This window comes from Streptomyces sudanensis (assembly GCF_023614315.1).
Lineage (GTDB): Bacteria > Actinomycetota > Actinomycetes > Streptomycetales > Streptomycetaceae > Streptomyces > Streptomyces sudanensis.
This window is the reverse complement of the sequence record NZ_CP095474.1, coordinates 3,735,203-3,756,042: the sequence shown is the minus strand read 5'-3', so window position 1 is coordinate 3,756,042 and position 20,840 is coordinate 3,735,203. Positions and strand designations below refer to the sequence as shown.

Below are 20,840 nucleotides of genomic sequence, written 5' to 3'. Positions count from 1 at the left end.
CCCCGACTCCCCGTCCTCCGGTTCCCGCCCCTCCGCCTGAACGCCCCTGCCGAGGCGCGCGGGACCCGAAGGCCCGAAGACTCGAAGGCCGGAAGGCCCGGAGGCCGGAAGCTCAGACGAAGCTCTGGAAACGGGACTTCGGGATTCGGCACCCAGTGGCGGGGCCATGACCCCTCCAGGCGGTACGGAGGAGGGGAAGACGGTGGAACTGGGCACGGGCATCGGCTGGCGGCCGGAGATCGCGGACGTGGTGGAGCGGCTGCCGGGCGTCGACTGGGTGGAGGTCGTCGCGGAGAACGTGCGCGCCGACCGCCTCCCCTCCTCCCTCGTCCGGCTGCGCGAGCGGGGCGTCACCGTCGTCCCGCACGGCGTCTCCCTCGGCCTCGGCGGTGCCGCCCGGCCCGACGGGGCGCGCCTGGCCCGGCTCGCCGCGACCGCGACCGCGCTGGGCGCGCCGCTGGTGAGCGAGCACATCGCGTTCGTACGGGCCGGGGGGCCGCTCACCGCGTCGCCCGCGCTGGAGGCCGGGCACCTGCTGCCGGTGCCCCGTACGCGGGAGGCGCTGGACGTGCTGTGCGAGAACGTCCGCATCGCGCAGGACGCGCTGCCCGTGCCGCTGGTGCTGGAGAACGTGGCGGCGCTGTTCGCCTGGCCCGACGACGAACTGACGGAGGGCCGGTTCCTGGCGGAGCTGGTCGAGCGCACCGGTGTGCGGCTCCTGGTGGACGTGGCGAACCTCCACACCAACCGGTTCAACCGCGGCGACGACCCCGTCGAGGCCCTCGCCGCGCTGCCCGCCGGGGTGATCGCGTACGTGCACGTGGCGGGCGGTGTGGAGCGGGACGGGGTGTGGCACGACACGCACGCCCATCCCGTACCGCCGCAGGTCCTCGACCTGCTGTCGGAGCTGGCGGCGCGGGCGGCGCCGCCCGGGGTGCTGCTGGAGCGCGACGACGACTTCCCGCCGGAGGACGTGCTCGCGGCGGAACTGGCCGCGATCCGGGAACGGGCCGCCGGGACGACGGCGGCGCGGAACCCGGCGGGTAAGCGGCCGGAGGCGGACCCGCCGGAGGTGAGCCCGGCGGAGACACGGCCGGAGGCGAACCCGGCGAAGGTGAGCCCGGCGGAGACACGGCCGGAGGCGGACCCGCCGGAGGTGAGCCCGCCGGAGACACGGCCGGAGGCGGACCCGCCCGGAGCGCGGCCCGAAACCGGCCCGGCGGGGACGCGGCCCGAAACCGGTCCGGCGGCGTCCGGGGGCGCGCGGGAGCGGCTGGGGCTCGCCCAGGCCGCCCTGCTGTCGGCGCTCGTCGCGGGGACGCCCGTACCGGGGGGCTTCGACGGGGCGCGGTTGCGGACGCAGCGCCTGGCGCTGGCCCGGAAGCGGGCGGCGGTCGTCGCGAGGCTGGCGCCCGAACTGCCGGAGCTGCTCGGGGACGGCTACCGGGAGGCGTTCGCCGCGTACGCGCGGACCCGGCCGATGCCGGGCGGGTACCGGCAGGACGCCCTGGCCTTCGCCCGGCACCTGCTCGACTCGGGCCGGCCCGCCGACGGGCGCGCCCGGCGGGGGCTGTACCGGTGGTGGGCGGAGCGTTCGGGCCCGCGCCCGCCGGGCCGGGCGCTGCGGCTGGTGCACGCGGTGCGCGCCGCGCTGGCGCGGTGACGCCCGTACCCTCCGGCGGGACGACGCCCGCACCTCCGGCAGGGTGACGCCGGTACCGCCGACGGGATGACACCGGTGCGGCGCGCGGGGGATCCCCGCGCGCCGCATCCGGAGCCGGACCCGGTGTCGCTGGAGCGGCGGACGGGTCGCGTCCGCCGTCTGATCTTCCGGGTCGACGGGCGGCGGCCGGTGGTGTCCGGCGCCGCCAGGTCGTCAGGCCAGTCCGGCCACCAGGTCCGCCACGTCCTTGCGGCGGCCCGTGAAGAAGGGGACCTCCTCGCGGACGTGCCTGCGGGCCTCGCTGGCGCGCAGGTGCCGCATGAGGTCCACGATGCGGTACAGCTCGTCCGCCTCGAACGCGAGGATCCACTCGTAGTCGCCGAGCGAGAACGACGCGACCGTGTTGGCGCGGACGTCGGGGAAGCCGCGGGCCATCTTGCCGTGGTCGGCGAGCATGCGGCGGCGGTCCTCGTCGGGCAGCAGGTACCAGTCGTAGGAGCGCACGAAGGGGTAGACGCTCACGTAGTCGCGCGGCGTCTCGTCCGCGAGGAAGGCCGGGATGTGCGACTTGTTGAACTCGGCGGGGCGGTGCAGCGCCATGTTCGACCACACCGGTTCCAGCGCGCGGCCGAGCCGGGTGCGGCGGAAGAGGTTGTACGCCTCCTGGAGCCGGTCGGAGGTCTCGGCGTGCCACCAGATCATCACGTCGGCGTCGGCGCGCAGACCGGACAGGTCGTAGGTGCCGCGGATCGTGACGTCCTGGTCCGCGAGCCGGTCGAACAGCTCCTGGACCTCCTCGGCGTAGCCGGCGCGGTCCTGCGGCAGGGCCTCGCGCAGCCTGAAGACGGACCACAGGGTGTAGCGGATGACCTCGTTGAGGTCCTTCGCCTTCTTGCCGGCGTTCGGGATCTTCTCGGGCGCACTCATACGGCTATTCTCACCCGCCGTCCCGCGTGCTCGGTGCCGGGGTCGGCGCGGCGAGGATCCCGTCCGCCGCCCGCCACCCGTCCGCCACGACCGCGGGGACGCAGACGCCGTCGTACGCCGCGCCGCACACCCGCAGCGCGGGCAGGGCGGCGACGGCGGCGCGGACGCGGGCGACGCGCGCCGGGTGGCCCACCGGGTACTGCGGCAGGCCGCCGGTCCAGCGGGTCACCTCGCTCGCGACGGGCTTCGCGGCGAGGCCCACGGCGTCGCCGAGGTCGCGCAGGGAGGCCGCGACGAGGTCGGCGTCGTCCCGGCCGAGGTGCTCCTCCTCGCCGTACCGGCCGACGGAGGTGCGCAGGACGAACAGGTCGCCGGAGCCCTCGTCGACCCAGCCCCACTTGCGGCCGGAGAACGTGGACGCCTTGATCGTGCGGCCGTCGACGGGCGGTACGAGGAAACCGGACCCGGCGGGCAGCGACGCCGTGTCGGCGCGCCGGAAGGCGAGCGTGACCAGGGCCATCGAGGCGTACTCGATCGCGGCGAGTTCGGCGGCGGCGGCCGGGCACTCGGCGGCGAGCAGCGCGGCGGCGGCCGGGGCCGGCACCGCGACGACCACCGCGGCGGCGCGGAGGGCCTCGCGGGCGGTGCGGACCTCCCAGCCGTCGGGGCGCCGGACCAGGGCCTCCACGGGGGCGCCGGTGCGGATCTCGCCGCCCGCGGCCCGGATCGCCCCGGCGACGGCGAGCGGCAGCCGGCCGACGCCGCCGGCGATGCCCGCGAACACGGGCCCGGCGGGGGCCCGGGCGGCGGCGTCCTGCACGGCCCGGACGGCGTCGGTGAGCGTCGGGTGGCGGCGGACGGCCTCGAACAGCTTCGGTACGGCGGCCTTCATGGAGATCCGGTACGCGTCGCCCGCGTACACCCCGCCGAGGAGGGGCTCGACGAGCCGGTCGACGACCTCGCGGCCCATCCGCCCGGCCACGTACGCGCCGATGGCGACGTCGTCGCCGATGTCGGCGGGCGGCAGGGCGCGGTCCCGTTCGACGGCGCGCAGGCCCTCGTCGGACAGCAGGCCGGCCAGGGCGCGCGGGTCGCCGGGGACGCCCATGACGTGCCCCTTCGGCATGGGGCGCAGTGCGCCGCGGGTCCAGACGGAGGCCGCGGCCGTGGCGGGCGGCCGGAGGTCGCCGCCGAGGCCCACCGCGCGGGCGAGTCCGACGGCCTCGGGGCGGCGGGCGAGGAGCGACTCGGCGCCCAGGTCGACGGGGACCCCGGCGACCTCGCCCGCGCGGAGCTTGCCGCCGACCCGGTCGGCGGCCTCCAGCAGGACCACGCTCCGGCCCGCGCCGAGCAGGCGGTGCGCGGCAGCGAGTCCGGCCATGCCGCCGCCGATGACGACGACCCGCCCGCGGGCCGGGTCCACGTTGTCCGTGCTCATGGGCACCACTGTCTCAAATCCCGCACCGCGCCCCGAACGTGGCCCTTCCGCGTACGGCCCCGGCCGCCGGCCCCGGAGGAGGGGCGGGCCCGGCGCACCGGCGCGCGCCGTAGCGTGTCCCCCATGGAACGAGGGACACGGCGGGGCACGGGACGGCAGCGGCTGGTGGTGGTCGGCGGCGACGCGGCGGGGATGTCCGCCGCGTCGCAGGCCCGCCGCCTGAAGGGGCCGGACGAACTGGAGATCGTGGCGTTCGAGCGGGGCCGCTTCACGTCGTACTCGGCGTGCGGCATCCCGTACTGGGTCGGCGGCGACGTCACCGACCGGGACCGGCTCGTCGCGCGGACGCCGGAGGAGCACCGGGAGCGGGACATCGACGTGCGGCTCCGCACCGAGGTCACCGAGCTCGACCTCGACCGCGGCCGGGTGCGCGTCCGCGACCTGGAGTCGGGCGCCGAGTCGTGGACCGGGTACGACCGGCTGGTCCTGGCGACCGGGGCGCGCCCGGTGCGCCCGCCGCTGCCGGGCATCGACGCGCCGGGCGTGCACGGCGTGCAGACGCTCGACGACGGGCAGGCGCTCCTCGACCGGCTGGAGGGGACGCCGGGGCGGCGGGCCGTCGTCGTGGGCGCCGGGTACATCGGCGTGGAGATGGCCGAGGCGCTGCTGAAGCGGGGCTACGAGGTGACCGTCGTGAACCGGGGCGAGGAGCCGATGGCGACCCTCGACCCGGACATGGGGCGGCTGGTGCGCGAGGCGATGGAGGCGATGGGCGTCACCGTCGTCGGCGGCGCCGAGGTGACCGAGGTGCCGACCGGGCCCGGCGGGGACGTGCGCGCCGTGGTCGCCGGGGGCGTGGAGTACCCGGCCGACGTGGTGGTCCTCGGCGTCGGCGTGGAGCCGGAGACCACGCTGGCCCGGGCCGCGGGCCTGCCGCTCGGCGCGTACGGCGGGCTGCTCACCGACCTGGCGATGCGGGTGCGCGGGCGGGAGGAGGTGTGGGCGGGCGGCGACTGCGTCGAGGTGCTGGACCTGGTGTCCGGCCGGGAGCGGTACGTCCCGCTGGGCACCCACGCCAACAAGCACGGCCAGGTCGTCGGGGCGAACGCGGCGGGCGGCTACGCCACGTTCCCCGGCGTGGTGGGCACCGCCGTCAGCAAGGTCTGCTCGCTGGAGATCGCCCGCACGGGCCTGCGCGAGCGGGACGCCCGCGAGGCCGGTCTGCGGTACGTGGCGGTGACGGTCGAGTCGACGAGCCGGGCGGGGTACTACCCGGGGGCGGCGCCGATGACGGTGAAGATGATCGCCGAGCGGCGGACGGGACGGCTCCTGGGCACGCAGATCGTCGGCCGGGAGGGCGCGGGCAAGCGCGTGGACGTCGCGGCGGTCGCCCTGACGGCGGGCATGACCGTGGAGCGGGTCGCCGCGCTGGACCTGGGGTACGCGCCGCCGTTCTCCCCCGTGTGGGACCCGGTGCAGGTCGCGGCCCGCAAGGCGGTCTCCGCGGTGCGGGAGGCGGGCTGACCGGGCCGCCCGGGGCGTGGGGGCGTTCGACGCCCGGCGGGGTGCGCCCTTGGGGTCGGTCCATGATCGTTTCTTTCGGCGAGGGCTTCGTCCGGGCGACGGAGCCGCACGCCGCGTGGGCCATGGAGCAGGTGGAGGTGTTCACCGGCCACCTGCCGTCCGGGCCGTGGACGGCCGACCTGAGCGCGTGCGTGTACCGGCAGGGCGGCCTCGACCTGCGGGTGGGCCTGCTCGGTTCGTACGACGAGTCGGACGGCTCGTGGCTGTGGGCGTGGGCCGACCCGGGCTTCGCGGGGACGCCCGTGGCGGCGGCGGCCGAGGTGCTGCGCCGGTTCGGCGAGGAGCGGGGCGTGCCGGAGTTCGCGGAGGAGCCGGCCTCCCTGGCCGGGTTCGGCGACCCGCGCACGGCGGTGGAGCGGCTGGCGTTCGGCGCCATGGGCGTACTGGGCGCGGCCGGCTACGTCGGCGTGGTGGCGGGGCCGGGTTCACGCGCGTACCTGGTGTCCGACGATCCGGCGGTGCCGGTGGCGGGCCCGGACCCGGTGACGCTGCCCCGGGTGCTGCTGACCGCCGTGGGGCCGGTGCCCGAGGCGCGACCGCGGGCCGTGGTGGCGGGCTGCTTCGCCCGGCACGGCCTGGCGGCCCGCGCGGACGGGGACGGCGGGCTGCGGGCCGACCTGGCGGACGGCTCGTCGGTGGAGGTGGCGTTCGACGGGGCGGGCCGCATCACGCGGGTGAACGTGGCCGCCCCGGGTCCGCGGCCGGCCTGACGCCCGGCGGCGCCCCCGGCGCCCTCGCGGTGACCGGGCGCCGGTGCGCCGCCGGGTTCCCGGACCGGTCGGCCCCCCTCCCCGGGACGGGCCCGCTCCGGCCGGTCCGGGAGCGGGCCGCCCGGGGGCCGGTCCGGGCGCGGGCCGCCCGGCGGTCAGCGCGCGGTCAGCGTGTGGACGTGCTCGACGAGGCGCGTCAGCGCGTCGGGGTCCGTGGTGGGCAGCACGCCGTGGCCGAGGTTGAAGACGTGGCCCTCCAGCCCCGAGGCGGCGTCCAGGACGCGGCGCGTCTGCTCCTCGACGGCCTCGCGCGGGGCGAACAGGACGGCGGGGTCGAGGTTGCCCTGGAGCGCCCTGCCGGGGCCGACGCGGCGGGCGGCCTCGTCGAGCGGGACGCGCCAGTCGACGCCGACCACGTCCGCGCCCGCCTCCCCCATGAGGCCGAGCAGCTCGCCCGTGCCGACGCCGAAGTGGATGCGCGGTACGCCGTACCCGGCGACGGCGTCGAAGACCTTCGACGAGGCGGGCATGACGCGGCGGCGGTAGTCGTCCGGGGCGATCGCGCCGACCCAGGAGTCGAACAGCTGCACGGCGGAGGCGCCGGCCTCGATCTGGACCCGCAGGAACGCCGCGGTGATGTCGGCGAGCCGGTCGAGCAGGTCGGCCCAGAGCCCGGGGTCCCCGTACATGAGGGCCTTGGTGTGCTCGTGGTTGCGCGACGGGCCGCCCTCGACGAGGTAGCTCGCGAGGGTGAAGGGCGCGCCCGCGAAGCCGATCAGCGGGGTGGCGCCCAGCTCGCCGGTGAGCGTGCCGATGGCCTCGGTGACGTACGCGACGTCGTCGGGGGTCAGGTCGCGCAGCCGCGCCAGGTCCTCGCGGCGGCGGATCGGCTCGGCGACGACGGGGCCGACGCCCGGCTTGATGTCGAGGTCGACGCCGATGGCCTTGAGGGGGACGACGATGTCGCTGAAGTAGATCGCCGCGTCGACCCCGTGGCGCCGCACGGGCTGGAGCGTGATCTCGGCGACCAGGTCGGGCCGCATGCAGGACTCCAGCATGGGGACGCCCTCGCGGACCGACCGGTACTCGGGGAGTGAGCGCCCCGCCTGGCGCATGAACCACACCGGCGTGTGCGGCACCGGTTCTCGGCGGCACGCCTTGAGGAAGGCGGAGTCGTACGTCTGCGTCGGGGGGCCCGGGGGGCGGGTGTTGGCACTCACGGTCCGCATCTTCGCACGTGCGCACGCGCGGCCACGCGGGGCGGGCGGCGCGGTGCGGGTGTCCCTCCCCGCGTACGGCCCCCGTTCCGCCTACTCTTCCCCGCATGGCTGCGGCTCAGGAACAGTTCCCCGACCACTCCGACGGCACCGAGGGCAGGGGCGGCGGGGAGGGGGGCCTCGTGCCGCCCGCTTTCCGGGTCGCGGTCGACGCGCTGCGCGCGGCACGCGTCCGCCCGGAGATCGAGCTGGCGCCGGTGCCGCCGCCCCGGCGGCTCGCCCCGTGGGCGTACGCGCTGGAGGCGACCGCCGCGGAGGACGGCGACGCCCTCGCGGACGGCCGGCTGGTCCTGCTGTACGACCCGGCGGGCCACGAGGCGTGGCGGGGGGCGTTCCGGCTGGTCACGCTGGTGCGGGCGGAGCTGGAGCCGGAGATGGCGGCGGATCCGCTGCTGCCGGAGGTGTGCTGGTCCTGGCTGACGGGCGCGCTGGGTGCGCGGGGCCTGCCGTACGCGGAGGCGAGCGGGACGGTCACGCGGGCGGGGTCGTACCACTTCGGCGGACTGGCGCAGCGGCCGGCCGTGACGCAGATCGAGATCCGGGCGTCCTGGACGCCGGAGGCGGGACGGGGCGGGGTGCCGGACACCGGGGCGCACCTGGCGGCCTGGGGCGACCTGCTGTGCCAGGTGGCGGGGCTGCCGCCGTCCGGGCCCGGGCCGCGGGAGGAGGGCGGGGCGGGGGTGGTGCCGCTGCCGCAGCGGCGCGGGCCGCACCGTCCGTGACCGCCCGCCCCCTCCGCTCGGCGGCCCCCTTCGCTCGGCTGTCCGAATTGCCCCAATTGTTACAGAATATCCGTGATCTCCTCCTAAAGGAGCACGCGATTGCTGCCGAAGAGGTCTGTGACCTTATCTGCACGGTCCGCCCCGGCCACTTCCCTGAGCCGGCAGTGTCCCGCACCCTCCCAGGAGGCCTGGTGTCCGTTCTCCTCGAGCAGCCCGCAAGCCTGGTCGCCTACCGCCCGAACAAACCGACGGCCATGGTCGTCGTGGCCGACCCGCGCGTCCGCTCCACCGTGACCCGCCACCTGTGGGCGCTCGGAGTGCGCGACGTGATCGAGGCGTCGTCCATCGCGGAGGCCCGTCCCCGTATCGGCAACCCGCGCGATATCTGCGTCGCCGACGTCCACCTGCCCGACGGCTCCGGCCTCACCCTCCTGTCGGAGACCCGCGCCGCCGGCTGGCCCAACGGCCTGGCCCTGTCCGCCGCCGACGACATCGGCGCGGTGCGCAACGCGCTCGCCGGCGGCGTCAAGGGCTACGTCGTCACCGGCACCCGTACCAACATCGGCCACCCGATCCGGCCGGGCGCCGCCCCGATCGGCGCCGCGGCGGCCCGCTTCCACCACCGCCGCCACCCGGGTGCCCCGAGCCACCCGGGCGGCTACCGCGAGCTGTCGGGCCGCGAGGTCGAGGTCCTCCGGCTGGTGGCGGAGGGGCAGTCGAACAAGGCCATCGGCGTCTCCATGGGGCTGTCCGCCCTGACCGTCAAGTCCCACCTGGCCCGGATCGCCCGCAAGCTGGGCACCGGCGACCGGGCGGGCATGGTCGCGGTCGCGCTGCGCACCGGCATCATCCACTGAACCGCCCCGCCCCGCCGCCCGTCGACGGAACGTTCCGTCGGCGGGCGGGGTCCGTTCACCGATACTCTTGACAGGTGACCGACGCCCAAGACACCGCAGCGAAGACACCACTGCGAACCACCGGGGGCGGCCCTCCGGACGACGGCGTCGCAGCCGACGGGGCCGCCTCCCCGGCGCCCGTCCCCCTGCTGGAGCCCCGCGAAGGGGTTCCTCCCGTCGTGGCCGACGCCGAGGCGCTGGCGCGCGTGGTCGAGGCGTTCGCCGCCGGCAGGGGCCCGGTGGCCGTCGACGCCGAGCGGGCCTCCGGCTACCGCTACGGGCAGCGGGCCTACCTGGTGCAGCTGCGCCGCGAGGGCGCGGGCACGGCGCTGATCGACCCGGTCGGCTGCCCCGACCTGTCCGCGCTGAGCGGGGCCCTCGACGGCACGGAGTGGATCCTGCACGCCGCCACGCAGGACCTGCCGTGCCTGCGGGAGATAGGCATGGTGCCGTCGGAGCTGTTCGACACGGAGCTGGCCGGCCGCCTCGCGGGCTTCCCCCGCGTCGGGCTCGGCGCGATGGTCGAGTCCGTCCTCGGCTACGTACTGGAGAAGGGCCACTCGGCGGTGGACTGGTCGACCCGTCCGCTGCCCGAGCCGTGGCTCCGGTACGCCGCGCTCGACGTCGAGCTCCTCGTCGACCTGCGGGACGCGCTGGAGAAGGAGCTCGACCGGCAGGGCAAGCTGGAGTGGGCCCGCCAGGAGTTCGCCGCGATCGCCGCCGCCCCTCCCCCGNCGCCCCGCAAGGACCCCTGGCGNNNCCGCACGTCCGGGATGCACAAGGTGCGCCGGCGCCGCCAGCTGGCCGTGGTACGGGAGCTGTGGACCGTCCGGGACAGGATCGCGCAGCGCCGCGACGTGTCGCCCGGCAAGGTGCTCAGCGACGCGGCGATCGTCGAGGCCGCGCTCGCCCTGCCGGCGGACGTGCAGGCGCTGACCGCGCTGTCCGGCTTCGGGACGCGCATGGGGCGCCGGCAGCTCGAGCAGTGGCAGGCCGCCGTCGACCGCGCCAGGCAGCTGCCGGACGCGCAGCTCCCGCAGCCCGGCCAGCCCGTGACCGGCCCGCCCCCGCCCCGGGCCTGGGCGGACAAGGACCCGGTGGCCGCAGCCCGGCTGTCGGCGGCGCGCACGGCGATCTCGGCGCTGGCGGAGTCGCTGAACCTGCCGCAGGAGAACCTGATCACCCCCGACACGGTCCGCCGCGTCTGCTGGGAGCCCCCCGGCGACCCGACCGCGGAGTCGGTGGCGCAGGCGCTGGCGGGCCACGGCGCCCGCCCCTGGCAGATCGAGCAGGTGACCCCTGCCCTGGTCGCCGCCCTGCGGACGGCCCCGGCCTGACCCGCCGCCGCCCTCGCCCCGGATGCCGCCCGGGAGGAGGGCGGCGTGCGCCCACCCGGCCGGCGGCACCCGGAGGCGGCGGCCGGGTGTCCGGGGTCCTCCGTCCCGGTGGGCGCGCCGCCGGGCTCCGCCGCCACCGCCCGGTCCGCCTGGGGCGACCCGGCGTCCGGGCAGTGCGCCGCGGCTTTCCGCGCACCCGCCCGCCCCCGGCGGGCCCGCCGCAATACCGGCGGCCTGACGGCTGCCGGGTGCGCGCCGGACCGGCTTCGCCCGCTCCTGCCGGCCACCGGCCCGTGCCGCGCGCATGCCCGGTTTCCGGACGGCCCCCGGTGGACCGGCTCCGGGCGGCCCCGTACCGGGCGGACCGCGCCCCGGCGCGTCGGGAAGCCGGGCCGGCGCCGGAACCGGCGCTTCCGATCGGAACGCCCCGTTCGGCGCGTGTGACCTTCGACGCTCCCCGGAGGGGTACTGTGCAGTCTGGTTACCCGTAAGTAGCATGGGTGGTGAGCGTGCGCTCAGCCGCGTGTGCCGCAGCAGTGCCATCCCGCACCCTGGAGGAGAGCCATCGTGCCTCGTACCGTCAGGGACGTCGTCTTCGTCGACGGCGTCCGCACCCCGTTCGGCAAGGCGGGCCCCAAGGGCGTCTACCACGAGACCCGCGCAGACGACCTCGTCGTGAAGGCCATCCGGGAGCTTCTGCGCCGCAACCCCGGCCTCGACCCGCGGAAGGTCGACGAGGTCGCCGTCGCGGCGACCACGCAGATCGGCGACCAGGGCCTGACCATCGGCCGCATGGCCGGCATCCTCGCCGGCCTGCCGCAGTCGGTTCCCGGCTACGCCATCGACCGGATGTGCGCGGGCGCCCTGACGGCCGTGACGACGACCGCCGGCTCCATCGCCTTCGGCGCGTACGACGTCGCCATCGCGGGCGGTGTCGAGCACATGGGCCGTCACCCGATGGGCGAGGGCGCCGACCCCAACCCGCGCTTCGTCTCGGAGAAGCTGGTCGACGAGTCCGCCCTGTTCATGGGCATGACGGCGGAGAACCTGCACGACCGGTTCCCGCACCTCACCAAGGAGCGCGCCGACGAGTACGCCGTCCGCTCCCAGGAGAAGGCCGCCAAGGCGTACGCCGACGGGAAGATCCAGCGGGACCTGGTGCCGATCTCGGTGCGCCGCACCGACGCCGCCGTCGGCGAGACCGGCTGGGGCCTGGTCACCGCCGACGAGCCGATGCGCCCTGGCACCACGCTGGAGAACCTGGCCAAGCTGAAGACGCCGTTCCGCCCCCACGGCCGGGTCACCGCCGGGAACTCCGCGGGCCTCAACGACGGCGCCACCGCGTCGATCGTCGCCTCCGAGGACTTCGCCCGCGAGAACGGCCTGCCGGTCGGGATGCGCCTCGTGTCGTACGCCTTCGCCGGCGTCGAGCCGGAGGTCATGGGCTACGGCCCGATCCCGGCGACCGAGAAGGCCCTCGCCAAGGCCGGCCTGTCCATCGGCGACATCGGCCTGTTCGAGATCAACGAGGCGTTCGCCGTGCAGGTCCTGGCGTTCCTGGACCACTACGGCATCGCCGACGACGATCCGCGCGTCAACCAGTACGGCGGCGCCATCGCCTTCGGCCACCCGCTGGCCTCCTCCGGCGTCCGCCTGATGACGCAGCTGGCCCGGCAGTTCGAGGAGCAGCCGGAGGTCCGCTACGGCATCACGACCATGTGCGTCGGCTTCGGCATGGGCGCCACGGTCATCTGGGAGAACCCGAACCACGAGGACGCCGGAGGCAGCAAGTGACCACCACCGCCGAGCTTCTGAAGGGTGCGGCCGAGCTGTTCCCGGACGAGGTCGTCACCACCGCGCACGTGCGCCACTTCGACCTGCCGCTGGGCGCGGGCCGGTTCGCGCTGATCACGCTGGACAACGGCCTGGACCACACCAAGCCGACCACGTTCGGCCCGCAGTCGCTCGCCAACCTGGACGCGGCGATCGACCGGGTCGAGCGGGAGGCCGCCGAAGGCGCGATCGTCGGCGTCGGCCTCACCGGCAAGCCGTTCATCTTCGCGGTCGGCGCCGATCTCAAGGGCGTCGAGCTGCTGAAGCGGCGCGAGGACGCGCTGGCCATCGGCAAGGGCGGCCACGACGTCTTCAGGCGGCTGTCCGGCCTGGCCGTCCCCACCTTCGCGTACTACAACGGCGCGGCGATGGGCGGCGGCGTCGAGGTCGGCCTGCACTGCACGTACCGCACCGTGTCGAAGTCCGTGCCGGCCTTCTCGCTGCCCGAGGTGTTCCTGGGCCTGGTGCCGGGCTGGGGCGGCTGCACGATCCTGCCGAACCTCATCGGCGCGGACCGCGCGGTCTCGGTGATCATCGAGAACTCGCTCAACCAGAACAGGCAGCTCAAGGGCGCGCAGGTCCTCGACCTGGGCATCGCCGACGCCCTCTTCGAGGGCGCGGACTTCCTGGAGCAGTCGCTGCTGTGGACGGCGGGGGTCCTCACCGGGACCGTCACCGTGGAGCGCCCCGAGGTGGACCGCGGCGAGGCGTGGGACGCCGCCGTGGCCCGCGGCCGGTCCATCGCCGACGGCAAGGTGCACGGCGCCGCCCCGGCCGCGTACCGGGCGCTCGACATCATCGAGGCGGCCAAGGACGGCGACCTGCAGAAGGGCTTCGACGCGGAGGACGACGCCCTCGCCGACCTGATCATGGGCGGCGAGCTGCGGGCCGGCGTCTACGCCTTCAACCTGGTGCAGAAGCGCGCCAAGCGCCCGGTCGGCGCCCCGGACAAGAGCCTGGCCCGCCCGGTCACCAAGGTGGGCGTCGTCGGCGCCGGGCTGATGGCCTCGCAGCTGGCGCTGCTGTTCGTGCGCCGCCTGGAGGTCCCGGTCGTCCTCACCGACGTCGACCGGGAGCGCGTCGACAGGGGCGTGGGCTACGTCCACGCCGAGATCGACAAGCTGCTCGCCAAGGGCCGCGTCAACCAGGACAAGGCCAACCGCCTCAAGGGGCTGGTGACCGGCGTCCTGGACAAGGCCGAGGGCTTCGCCGACGCGGACTTCGTCATCGAGGCCGTGTTCGAGGAGATGTCCGTCAAGCAGAAGGTGTTCGCGGAGGTCGAGGCGGTCGCCCCGGCGCACGCGATCCTCGCCACGAACACCTCCTCGCTGTCGGTCTCCGAGATGGCGTCCGGGCTCCGGCACCCGGAGCGCGTGGTCGGCTTCCACTTCTTCAACCCGGTCGCGGTCCTCCCGCTGCTGGAGATCGTCCGCGGTGAGGCCACCGACGACGCCTCGCTGGCCACGGCCTTCGCCGTCGCCAGGAAGCTGAAGAAGACCGCGGTGCTGGTGAAGGACGCCCCGGCGTTCGTCGTCAACCGCATCCTGACCCGCTTCATGGGCGAGATCCAGAACGTCATCGACGAGGGCACCCCGGTCGAGACGGCGGAGAGGGCGGTCGAGCCGCTCGGCCTGCCGATGTCGCCGCTGGTCCTGCTGGAGCTGGTCGGCCCCGCGATCGGCCTGCACGTGTCGGAGACCCTGAACCGGGCCTTCCCGGACCGCTTCACGGTGTCCCCGAACCTGAAGGCGGTCGTGGAGGCGGGCAAGCGCGGCTTCTACGTCCACGACTCGGGCCGGCCGGAGCTGGACCCGGAGGTCGCCGCGCTGCTGAAGCAGGGCGACGTCGTCCTCACCGAGGAGCAGGTCCGCGACCGCGTCCTGGGCGCCGTGGCGCAGGAGATCGGCCTGATGCTGGAGGAGGGCGTGGTCGCCGAGGCGCAGGACGTCGACCTGTGCCTGATCACCGGCGCCGGCTGGCCCTTCCACCTGGGCGGCATCACGCCGTACCTGGACCGCGAGGGCGTGTCGGAGCGCGTGAACGGCAGGCGGTTCCTGCCGCGGGGCGTCGCGAGCGTCCCGGAGTGACCGCCGCGTAGGGCGGCGGACGGGCCGTGCGGGACCCCCTCCCGCACGGCCCGTCCGCCGTTCCCGGCCCGGCTCCCGGAGCCGGTGCCGGAGCCGGTGCCGGTGCCGGTCCGACGTCCGGCCCGGCCCGCCGTCCGGCCGGTCCACACCGGCTCCGCGCCGTGCCCCGGCGCGGCCCCCCTCCGGTGGCCGATCCGGGTCCGCGCCGGCACGGCCCGCGGGGTCGGCTCAGTCCTCCTCGGCCAGGGCGTCCAGGAGGCTCTGGCCGTACCTGGCGAGCTTGTTCTCGCCGACGCCGCTGACGGTGCCCAGCTCGGCGAGGGTCGCGGGCGGGGCGGCGGCGATCTCCCGCAGCGTCGCGTCGTGGAAGACGACGTACGCCGGGACGCCCTGCTCCCTGGCCGTGGCGGCCCGCCAGGCGCGCAGCCGCTCGAAGACCGGCAGCGCCTCCTCCGGCAGGTCGGCGGGCGCGGCCTTCTTCCTGCCGCCGCCGGACTTCGCGGAGGTGCGCGCGGGCTTCTCCGGCTCGCTGCGCATCAGCACCTGGCGGCGGCCCGACAGCACCTCGGCGGACTCGCCGGTGAGGGCGAGGGTGTTGTACTCCCCCTGCACGGCGAGGAGCCCCTGGGCGAGCAACTGCCGCACCACGCCCCGCCACTGGGCCTCCGTCAGGTCCGTGCCGATCCCGAAGACGCTGAGCGCGTCGTGGTCGAAGCGGATGACCTTGTCGGTCTTGCGGCCGAGGAGGATGTCGACGATCTGGCCGACGCCGAAGGACTGGTTGCGCTCCCGCTTCAGCCGGACGACCGTCGACAGGGCCTTCTGGGCGGCGACGGTGCCGTCCCACGACTTCGGCGGCTCCAGGCAGGTGTCGCAGTTGCCGCAGGGGCCGCTCTCCTGGCCGAAGTAGGCCAGCAGCCGGACGCGGCGGCACTCGGCGGTCTCGCACAGCGCCAGCATCGCGTCGAGGTGCGCGGCGAGCCGGCGGCGGTGCTCCTCGTCGCCCTCACTGGTGTCGATCATGCGGCGCTGCTGCACCACGTCGTTCAGCCCGTAGGCCAGCCAGGCCGTGGACGGCAGGCCGTCGCGGCCGGCGCGGCCGGTCTCCTGGTAGTACCCCTCCACGGACTTCGGCAGGTCCAGGTGGGCGACGAACCGGACGTCCGGCTTGTCGATGCCCATGCCGAACGCGATGGTCGCCACCACCACCAGCCCGTCCTCCCGGAGGAACCGCGACTGGTTCTCGGCGCGGGTGCGGGCGTCGAGGCCCGCGTGGTACGGGACGGCCTCGACGCCGTGCTCCACGAGAAACGCGGCGGTCTTCTCGACGGACGCGCGCGACAGGCAGTAGACGATGCCCGCGTCGCCCTCGTGCTCCCCCCGGATCAGGGCGAGGAGCTGCTTGCGCGGCTCGTTCTTCGGGACGATGCGGTACTGGATGTTGGGCCGGTCGAAGCTGTCGACGAAGTGCCGGGCGTCCTGGAGCTTCAGCCGGGCGGCGATCTCGGCGTGGGTCGCCCGGGTCGCGGTGGCGGTCAGGGCGATGCGCGGCACGTCGGGCCAGCGCTCGTGGAGCTGGGAGAGCTGGAGGTAGTCCGGCCGGAAGTCGTGGCCCCACTGGGCGACGCAGTGCGCCTCGTCGATGGCGAACAGCGCGATCGTGCCGCGCTCCAGCAGCCGCAGCGTCGACTCGACGCGCAGCCGCTCGGGCGCCAGGTACAGCAGGTCCAGCTCCCCCGCGAGGAACTCGGCCTCCACCAGCCGGCGTTCGTCGAGGTCCTGGGTCGAGTTGAGGAAGCCCGCGCGCACCCCGGCGGCGCGCAGCGCGTCGACCTGGTCCTGCATGAGCGCGATGAGCGGGGAGACGACCACGCCGACGCCGGGGCGGACCAGCGCGGGGATCTGGTAGCACAGCGACTTGCCGCCGCCGGTCGGCATGAGGACGAGCGCGTCACCGCCGCCCGTGACGTGTTCGATGATCTCCCGCTGCTGTCCGCGGAACGAGTCGTAGCCGAAGACCCGGCCGAGGACCGCGAGGGCCCGGTCCGCGTCGGGTGCGTGCGGGGAAGTCATTGGGCCATGGTACGAGCGGCGGGGGCGACCCGGAGGAATACGGCCGCACCCTGTGGATAACGTGGACGGCATGACCTCTCCCCTGCTCGTCGTGGACGCGGCGAACGTCGTCGGTTCGGTGCCCGACGGCTGGTGGCGCGATCGCCGGGGCGCCGCCGAGCGGCTGCGGGACCACCTCGCCCGCTACGCGGCGGACGGGGTGCCCGGGCTGCTGCCGGGCCCGCTGGAGGTCGTCCTGGTCGTGGAGGGCCGGGCGCGGGACGTGGCGCCCGTGGACGGCGTGCGGGTGGTGGCCGCGCCGGGCGAGGGCGACGACGCGGTCGTGGACCTCGTGCGGGCGGCGGCGGGGCGGCGCTGCGTGGTGGTCACCGCCGACCGGGAGCTGCGCCGCCGCGTCGGCGAGCACGGCGCCGAGTGCGCCGGGCCCCGCGCGGTGCGGCCCGGGTAGGGGGCCGTTCAGCGGCCGGCGGGGCTCCGGTCGGCGCCGGCCAGGCGGCTGTGGCTCCGGCCGTACAGGAAGTACAGGACGCCGCCCAGCGCCATCCACACCGCGAACCGCAGCCACGTCTCGGCGGGCAGGTTCAGCATCAGCCACAGCGAGGCGGCCACCGACGCGGCCGGCAGCCACGGCACCAGCGGCGCGCGGAAGGACCGCGGCAGGTCGGGGCGGGTGCGGCGGAGGATGACGACGCCCGCGGCGACGACGACGAAGGCGAACAGCGTCCCGATGTTCACCAGTGTCGCCAGCTCGCCGATGCTGGTCAGCCCGGCGATGACGGCGATCAGCACGCCCAGCAGCACGGTCGCCCGGTACGGGGTGGAGAACACCGGGTGGGTGCGGGAGAAGAATCGGGGCAGGAGGCCGTCGCGGCTCATCGCGAAGAACACCCGGGTCTGGCCGAGCAGCAGGATCATGCAGACGGTGATGAGGCCGACGGAGGCGCCGAAGCTGATGAACCCGGCGTACCAGGGATGTCCGGTCGCCTTGAAGGCGTCGGCGAGGGGAGCGTCGACGGACAGCCGGCTGTAGTGCTGCATGCCCGTGACGACGACCGACACGGCCACGTACAGGAGGGTGCAGACGAGCAGCGAGCCGAGGATGCCGCGCGGCATGTCCCGCTGCGGGACGCGGGTCTCCTCGGCGGCGGTGGCGACCACGTCGAACCCGATGAAGGCGAAGAAGACGATGGACGCGGCGGTGAAGATGCCCATGACGCCGAAGTTCGTCGGCTCGTACCCGAAGAGGAGCTGCACCAGCGGCGCGTCGAGGCCGCTGCCGCCGGACTGCTTCTGCGCGTCGGGGACGAACGGCCGGTAGTTGGCGGCCTTGACGAAGAAGGCGCCCGCGACGATCACGACGAGGACCACCGTGACCTTGATGACGACGACGATCGCGGTGAGCCGGGCGGACAACTTCATGCCGAGCACCAGGACCCCGGTGAGCAGCAGGATCAGCAGGAACGCCAGCAGGTCGAAGCCGAAGCCCTGCGCCTCGTCCGTCCCGGACAGGGCCTGCGGCAGGTTCCAGCCGACGTTGTCGAGCAGGGAGCGCACGTACCCGGACCAGCCGACCGCGACGACCGCCGTGCCCAGCGCGAACTCCAGCACCAGGTCCCAGCCGATGATCCAGGCGGCCAGCTCCCCCAGCGAGGCGTACGCGAAGGTGTACGCCGACCCGGCGACCGGGACGGTCGAGGCGAACTCGGCGTAGCAGAGCGCGGCCAGTGCGCAGACGATGCCGGCGACGACGAAGGCGAGGGCGGTGGCCGGGCCCGCGGTCTCCTTGGCGACCTTGCCCGTGAGGACGAAGATGCCGGTGCCGATGATGACGCCGACGCCGAAGACCGTCAGGTCGAGCGCGGACAGCGTCCGGCGCAGCCCGTGCTCGGGCTCCTCGGTGTCCCGGATGGACTGCTCGACCGTCTTGGTGCGGAACAGTCCGCTGTCCCGGCGCCCCGCCGGGTCGCTCTGTGTGCTCACCCCGTCATGGTCCGGGCGCGGTCCGGGACACGCACGCCCACAGGTGTGTTCATCACACGAATGGGCCGGTGGGACCACCCGGTCAGAGTGCCCCCACCGGCCCACCGGCCCATCGGCCCACCGGCGGCCCGCCGGACCCGGCCGGGGCCGGTCCGCGCGGGCCGGGCGTCCGGCGTCAGTCGCGGGCCGGCTCCGCGGCCTTCTCGGCGGGCGCGGCGGCGCGGGCCGCGCCGACCCGCGACTGGTGCAGGCCGTCCAGCTTGGACACCAGGCCGGTGACCTGGCGGGCGATGTCCGGGGCGGTCAGCCCGACCTCGGCGAGGATCTCCGCGCGGGAGGCGTGGTCGAGGAACCGCTGCGGGATGCCGAAGTCGCGCAGCGGCACGTCGACGCCCGCGTCGCGCAGCGCCTGGGCGACGGCGCTGCCGACGCCGCCGGCGCGGCCGTTGTCCTCGACGGTGACGACGACGCGGTGCCGGGCGGCGAGCGGCGCCATGGCCTCGTCGACGGGCTTGACCCAGCGCGGGTCGACGACGGTGGTGGAGATGCCCTGCCGGTCGAGGAGGCCGGCGATCTCCAGGCACATCGGGGCGAGCGCGCCGACGGACACCAGCAGCACGTCCGGCCGGTCGGTGCCCGGCTCGCGCAGCACGTCCATGCCGCCGACACGGCCCACCGCGTCGACGGCGGGGCCGACCGCGCCCTTGGAGTACCGCACGACGGTCGGGGCGTCCTCCACGGCGACGGCTTCGCGGAGCTGGGCGCGGACCTGGTCGGCGTCGCGGGGGGCGGCGATCCGCAGGTTCGGGACGACCTGGAGGATCGACATGTCCCACATGCCGTTGTGGGAGGCGCCGTCGGTGCCGGTGACACCGGCCCGGTCCAGGACGAACGTCACTCCGCAGTCGTGGAGGGCGACGTCCATGAGGACCTGGTCGAAGGCGCGGTTGAGGAAGGTCGCGTAGACGGCGACGACCGGGTGGAGGCCGCCGGCGGCGAGCCCGGCCGCGGAGACGGCGGCGTGCTGCTCGGCGATGCCGACGTCGTACACGCGCTCGGGGAACTCCTTGGCGAACCGGTCGAGGCCGACCGGCTGGAGCATCGCCGCGGTGATGGCGACGATGTCCTCGCGCTCCTTGCCCAGAGCGACCATCTCGTCGGCGAAGACGGAGGTCCAGTCGGCGCCGGAGGAGGCGATCGGCAGGCCTGTGTCCGGGTGGATCTTCCCGACCGCGTGGAAGCGGTCGGCCTCGTCCTGGAGGGCGGGCTGGTAGCCGCGGCCCTTCTCGGTGAGGCAGTGGACGATCACCGGGCCGTTGAACCGCTTGGCGCGCTGGAGGGCGGACTCGACGGCGGCGATGTCGTGGCCGTCGATGGGGCCGACGTACTTCAGGCCCAGGTCCTCGAAGAGGCCCTGCGGGGCGATGAAGTCCTTCAGGCCCTTCTTCGCGCCGTGCAGCGTCTCGTACAGCGGCTTCCCGACCACGGGGGTGCGGTCGAGGATGTCCTTGGTGCGGGCCAGGAACCGCTCGTACCCGTCGGTGGTGCGCAGGGTCGCCAGGTGGTTGGCGAGGCCGCCGATGGTGGGCGCGTAGGAGCGCTCGTTGTCGTTGACGACGATGACGAGGGGGCGGTCCTTGGCGTCGGCGATGTTGTTGAGCGCCTCCCAGGCCATGCCGCCGGTGAGGGCCCCGTCGCCGATGACGGCGACCACGTGGTCGTCCCTGCCGAGCAGTTCGTTCGCCTTGGCCAGGCCGTCCGCCCAGCCCAGGACGGTGGAGGCGTGCGAGTTCTCGATGAGGTCGTGCTCGGACTCGGCGCGCGCCGGGTAGCCGGAGAGGCCGCCCTTCATCTTCAGCCGGGAGAAGTCCTGACGGCCGGTGAGCAGCTTGTGCACGTACGACTGGTGACCGGTGTCCCAGAGGATCCTGTCCTTCGGGGACTCGAAGACGCGGTGCAGGGCGATGGTCAGCTCCACGACGCCGAGGTTCGGCCCGAGGTGCCCGCCGGTCTTGGAGACCGCGTCGACGAGGAAGGTGCGGATCTCCGAGGCCAGCCGGTCGAGCTGCTCGGGGGAGAGCCGGTCGAGGTCGCGCGGTCCCCTGATACGGGTCAGCAATGCCACCCGTGCCTCCTTGCGTGTTGGGCTGGTCGAGGTTGAGCCGGTCGAGCGTGCCGATCCGCCGAGTCTAATGTTCCGTTCCGTGCCGCGGGCATCGGGCCGTGCCCCGGAGGGCGCCGAGTCGATCACACCGGCGGACGGCGCGGGCCGGGCCGGTGCACCCGGGCGGGGCGGTACGTCCGGGGCNGNAC

The 20,840-nt window shown here is 75.2% G+C and carries 15 protein-coding genes and 1 pseudogene; 10 read left to right on the top strand and 6 right to left on the bottom strand.

What is annotated here, in order from left to right; genetic code table 11:
- Positions 1-202: 202 nt before the first annotated feature.
- Positions 203-1,663: a multinuclear nonheme iron-dependent oxidase gene (locus MW084_RS17275; RefSeq protein WP_010470508.1), complete on the top strand. Its 1,461-nt coding sequence runs from the start codon at positions 203-205 to the stop codon at positions 1,661-1,663.
- 213 nt (positions 1,664-1,876) lie between these two features.
- Here MW084_RS17275 and hemQ read toward each other — a convergent pair whose 3' ends face one another.
- Complete coding sequence (hemQ, locus tag MW084_RS17270) at positions 1,877-2,590, bottom strand: hydrogen peroxide-dependent heme synthase (protein WP_010470507.1); 714 nt, start codon at positions 2,588-2,590, stop codon at positions 1,877-1,879.
- Positions 2,591-2,600: 10 nt separating this feature from the next.
- Positions 2,601-4,028 carry a protoporphyrinogen oxidase gene (gene hemG / locus MW084_RS17265; protein WP_010470506.1) on the bottom strand — a complete coding sequence of 476 codons (1,428 nt, stop codon included), beginning with the start codon at positions 4,026-4,028 and terminating at the stop codon, positions 2,601-2,603.
- Between the two features lie 123 nt (positions 4,029-4,151).
- Between hemG and MW084_RS17260 the strand changes: the two genes are divergently transcribed.
- Positions 4,152-5,552, top strand: coding sequence for an FAD-dependent oxidoreductase (locus MW084_RS17260; protein ID WP_029553495.1), 1,401 nt, complete (start codon positions 4,152-4,154; stop codon positions 5,550-5,552).
- 62 nt (positions 5,553-5,614) lie between these two features.
- Positions 5,615-6,322, top strand: a complete 708-nt coding sequence (locus MW084_RS17255) for a DUF6882 domain-containing protein (RefSeq protein WP_010470504.1) — start codon at positions 5,615-5,617, stop codon at positions 6,320-6,322.
- 155 nt (positions 6,323-6,477) lie between these two features.
- On the opposite strand, the gene hemE is transcribed toward MW084_RS17255, so the two are convergent.
- Positions 6,478-7,542, bottom strand: coding sequence for a uroporphyrinogen decarboxylase (hemE, locus tag MW084_RS17250; RefSeq protein ID WP_010470503.1), 1,065 nt, complete (start codon positions 7,540-7,542; stop codon positions 6,478-6,480).
- 104 nt (positions 7,543-7,646) lie between these two features.
- On the opposite strand from hemE, the gene MW084_RS17245 reads away from it, so the two are divergent.
- From MW084_RS17245 to MW084_RS17220, 6 genes and pseudogenes are all read left to right on the top strand, one after another.
- Positions 7,647-8,321: a DUF3000 domain-containing protein gene (locus tag MW084_RS17245; RefSeq protein WP_029553494.1), complete on the top strand. Its 675-nt coding sequence runs from the start codon at positions 7,647-7,649 to the stop codon at positions 8,319-8,321.
- A gap of 191 nt (positions 8,322-8,512) precedes the next feature.
- On the top strand, positions 8,513-9,178 hold the full coding sequence (locus MW084_RS17240) for a response regulator transcription factor (protein WP_010470501.1): 666 nt from the start codon (positions 8,513-8,515) through the stop codon (positions 9,176-9,178).
- A gap of 74 nt (positions 9,179-9,252) precedes the next feature.
- Positions 9,253-9,951 (top strand): annotated as a pseudogene (locus MW084_RS17235) (ribonuclease D); the annotation flags it as partial.
- Between the two features lie 26 nt (positions 9,952-9,977).
- A partial coding sequence (locus tag MW084_RS17230) for a ribonuclease D (RefSeq protein WP_275563668.1) occupies positions 9,978-10,554 on the top strand: 577 nt, incomplete at its 5' end.
- A 567-nt stretch (positions 10,555-11,121) separates the two neighbouring features.
- A complete protein-coding gene (locus tag MW084_RS17225; protein ID WP_010470498.1) occupies positions 11,122-12,348 on the top strand; it encodes a thiolase family protein in 1,227 nt (408 codons plus the stop codon).
- Complete coding sequence (locus tag MW084_RS17220; RefSeq protein WP_010470497.1) at positions 12,345-14,474, top strand: 3-hydroxyacyl-CoA dehydrogenase NAD-binding domain-containing protein; 2,130 nt, start codon at positions 12,345-12,347, stop codon at positions 14,472-14,474. The genes MW084_RS17225 and MW084_RS17220 overlap by 4 nt, the downstream gene beginning before the upstream one ends.
- A gap of 228 nt (positions 14,475-14,702) precedes the next feature.
- On the opposite strand, the gene recQ is transcribed toward MW084_RS17220, so the two are convergent.
- On the bottom strand, positions 14,703-16,547 hold the full coding sequence (recQ, locus tag MW084_RS17215) for a DNA helicase RecQ (RefSeq protein WP_010470496.1): 1,845 nt from the start codon (positions 16,545-16,547) through the stop codon (positions 14,703-14,705).
- 70 nt (positions 16,548-16,617) lie between these two features.
- On the opposite strand from recQ, the gene MW084_RS17210 reads away from it, so the two are divergent.
- Complete coding sequence (locus tag MW084_RS17210) at positions 16,618-16,995, top strand: PIN domain-containing protein (RefSeq protein ID WP_029553492.1); 378 nt, start codon at positions 16,618-16,620, stop codon at positions 16,993-16,995.
- Between the two features lie 8 nt (positions 16,996-17,003).
- Here the strand turns inward: MW084_RS17210 and MW084_RS17205 are convergent, their stop codons facing one another.
- The gene (locus MW084_RS17205; protein WP_010470494.1) at positions 17,004-18,527 is read right to left on the bottom strand and encodes an amino acid permease; all 1,524 of its coding nucleotides are present in this window, start codon (positions 18,525-18,527) and stop codon (positions 17,004-17,006) included.
- A gap of 175 nt (positions 18,528-18,702) precedes the next feature.
- The gene (gene dxs / locus MW084_RS17200; RefSeq protein WP_010470493.1) at positions 18,703-20,652 is read right to left on the bottom strand and encodes a 1-deoxy-D-xylulose-5-phosphate synthase; all 1,950 of its coding nucleotides are present in this window, start codon (positions 20,650-20,652) and stop codon (positions 18,703-18,705) included.
- Between the last annotated feature and the right edge of the window lie 188 nt (positions 20,653-20,840).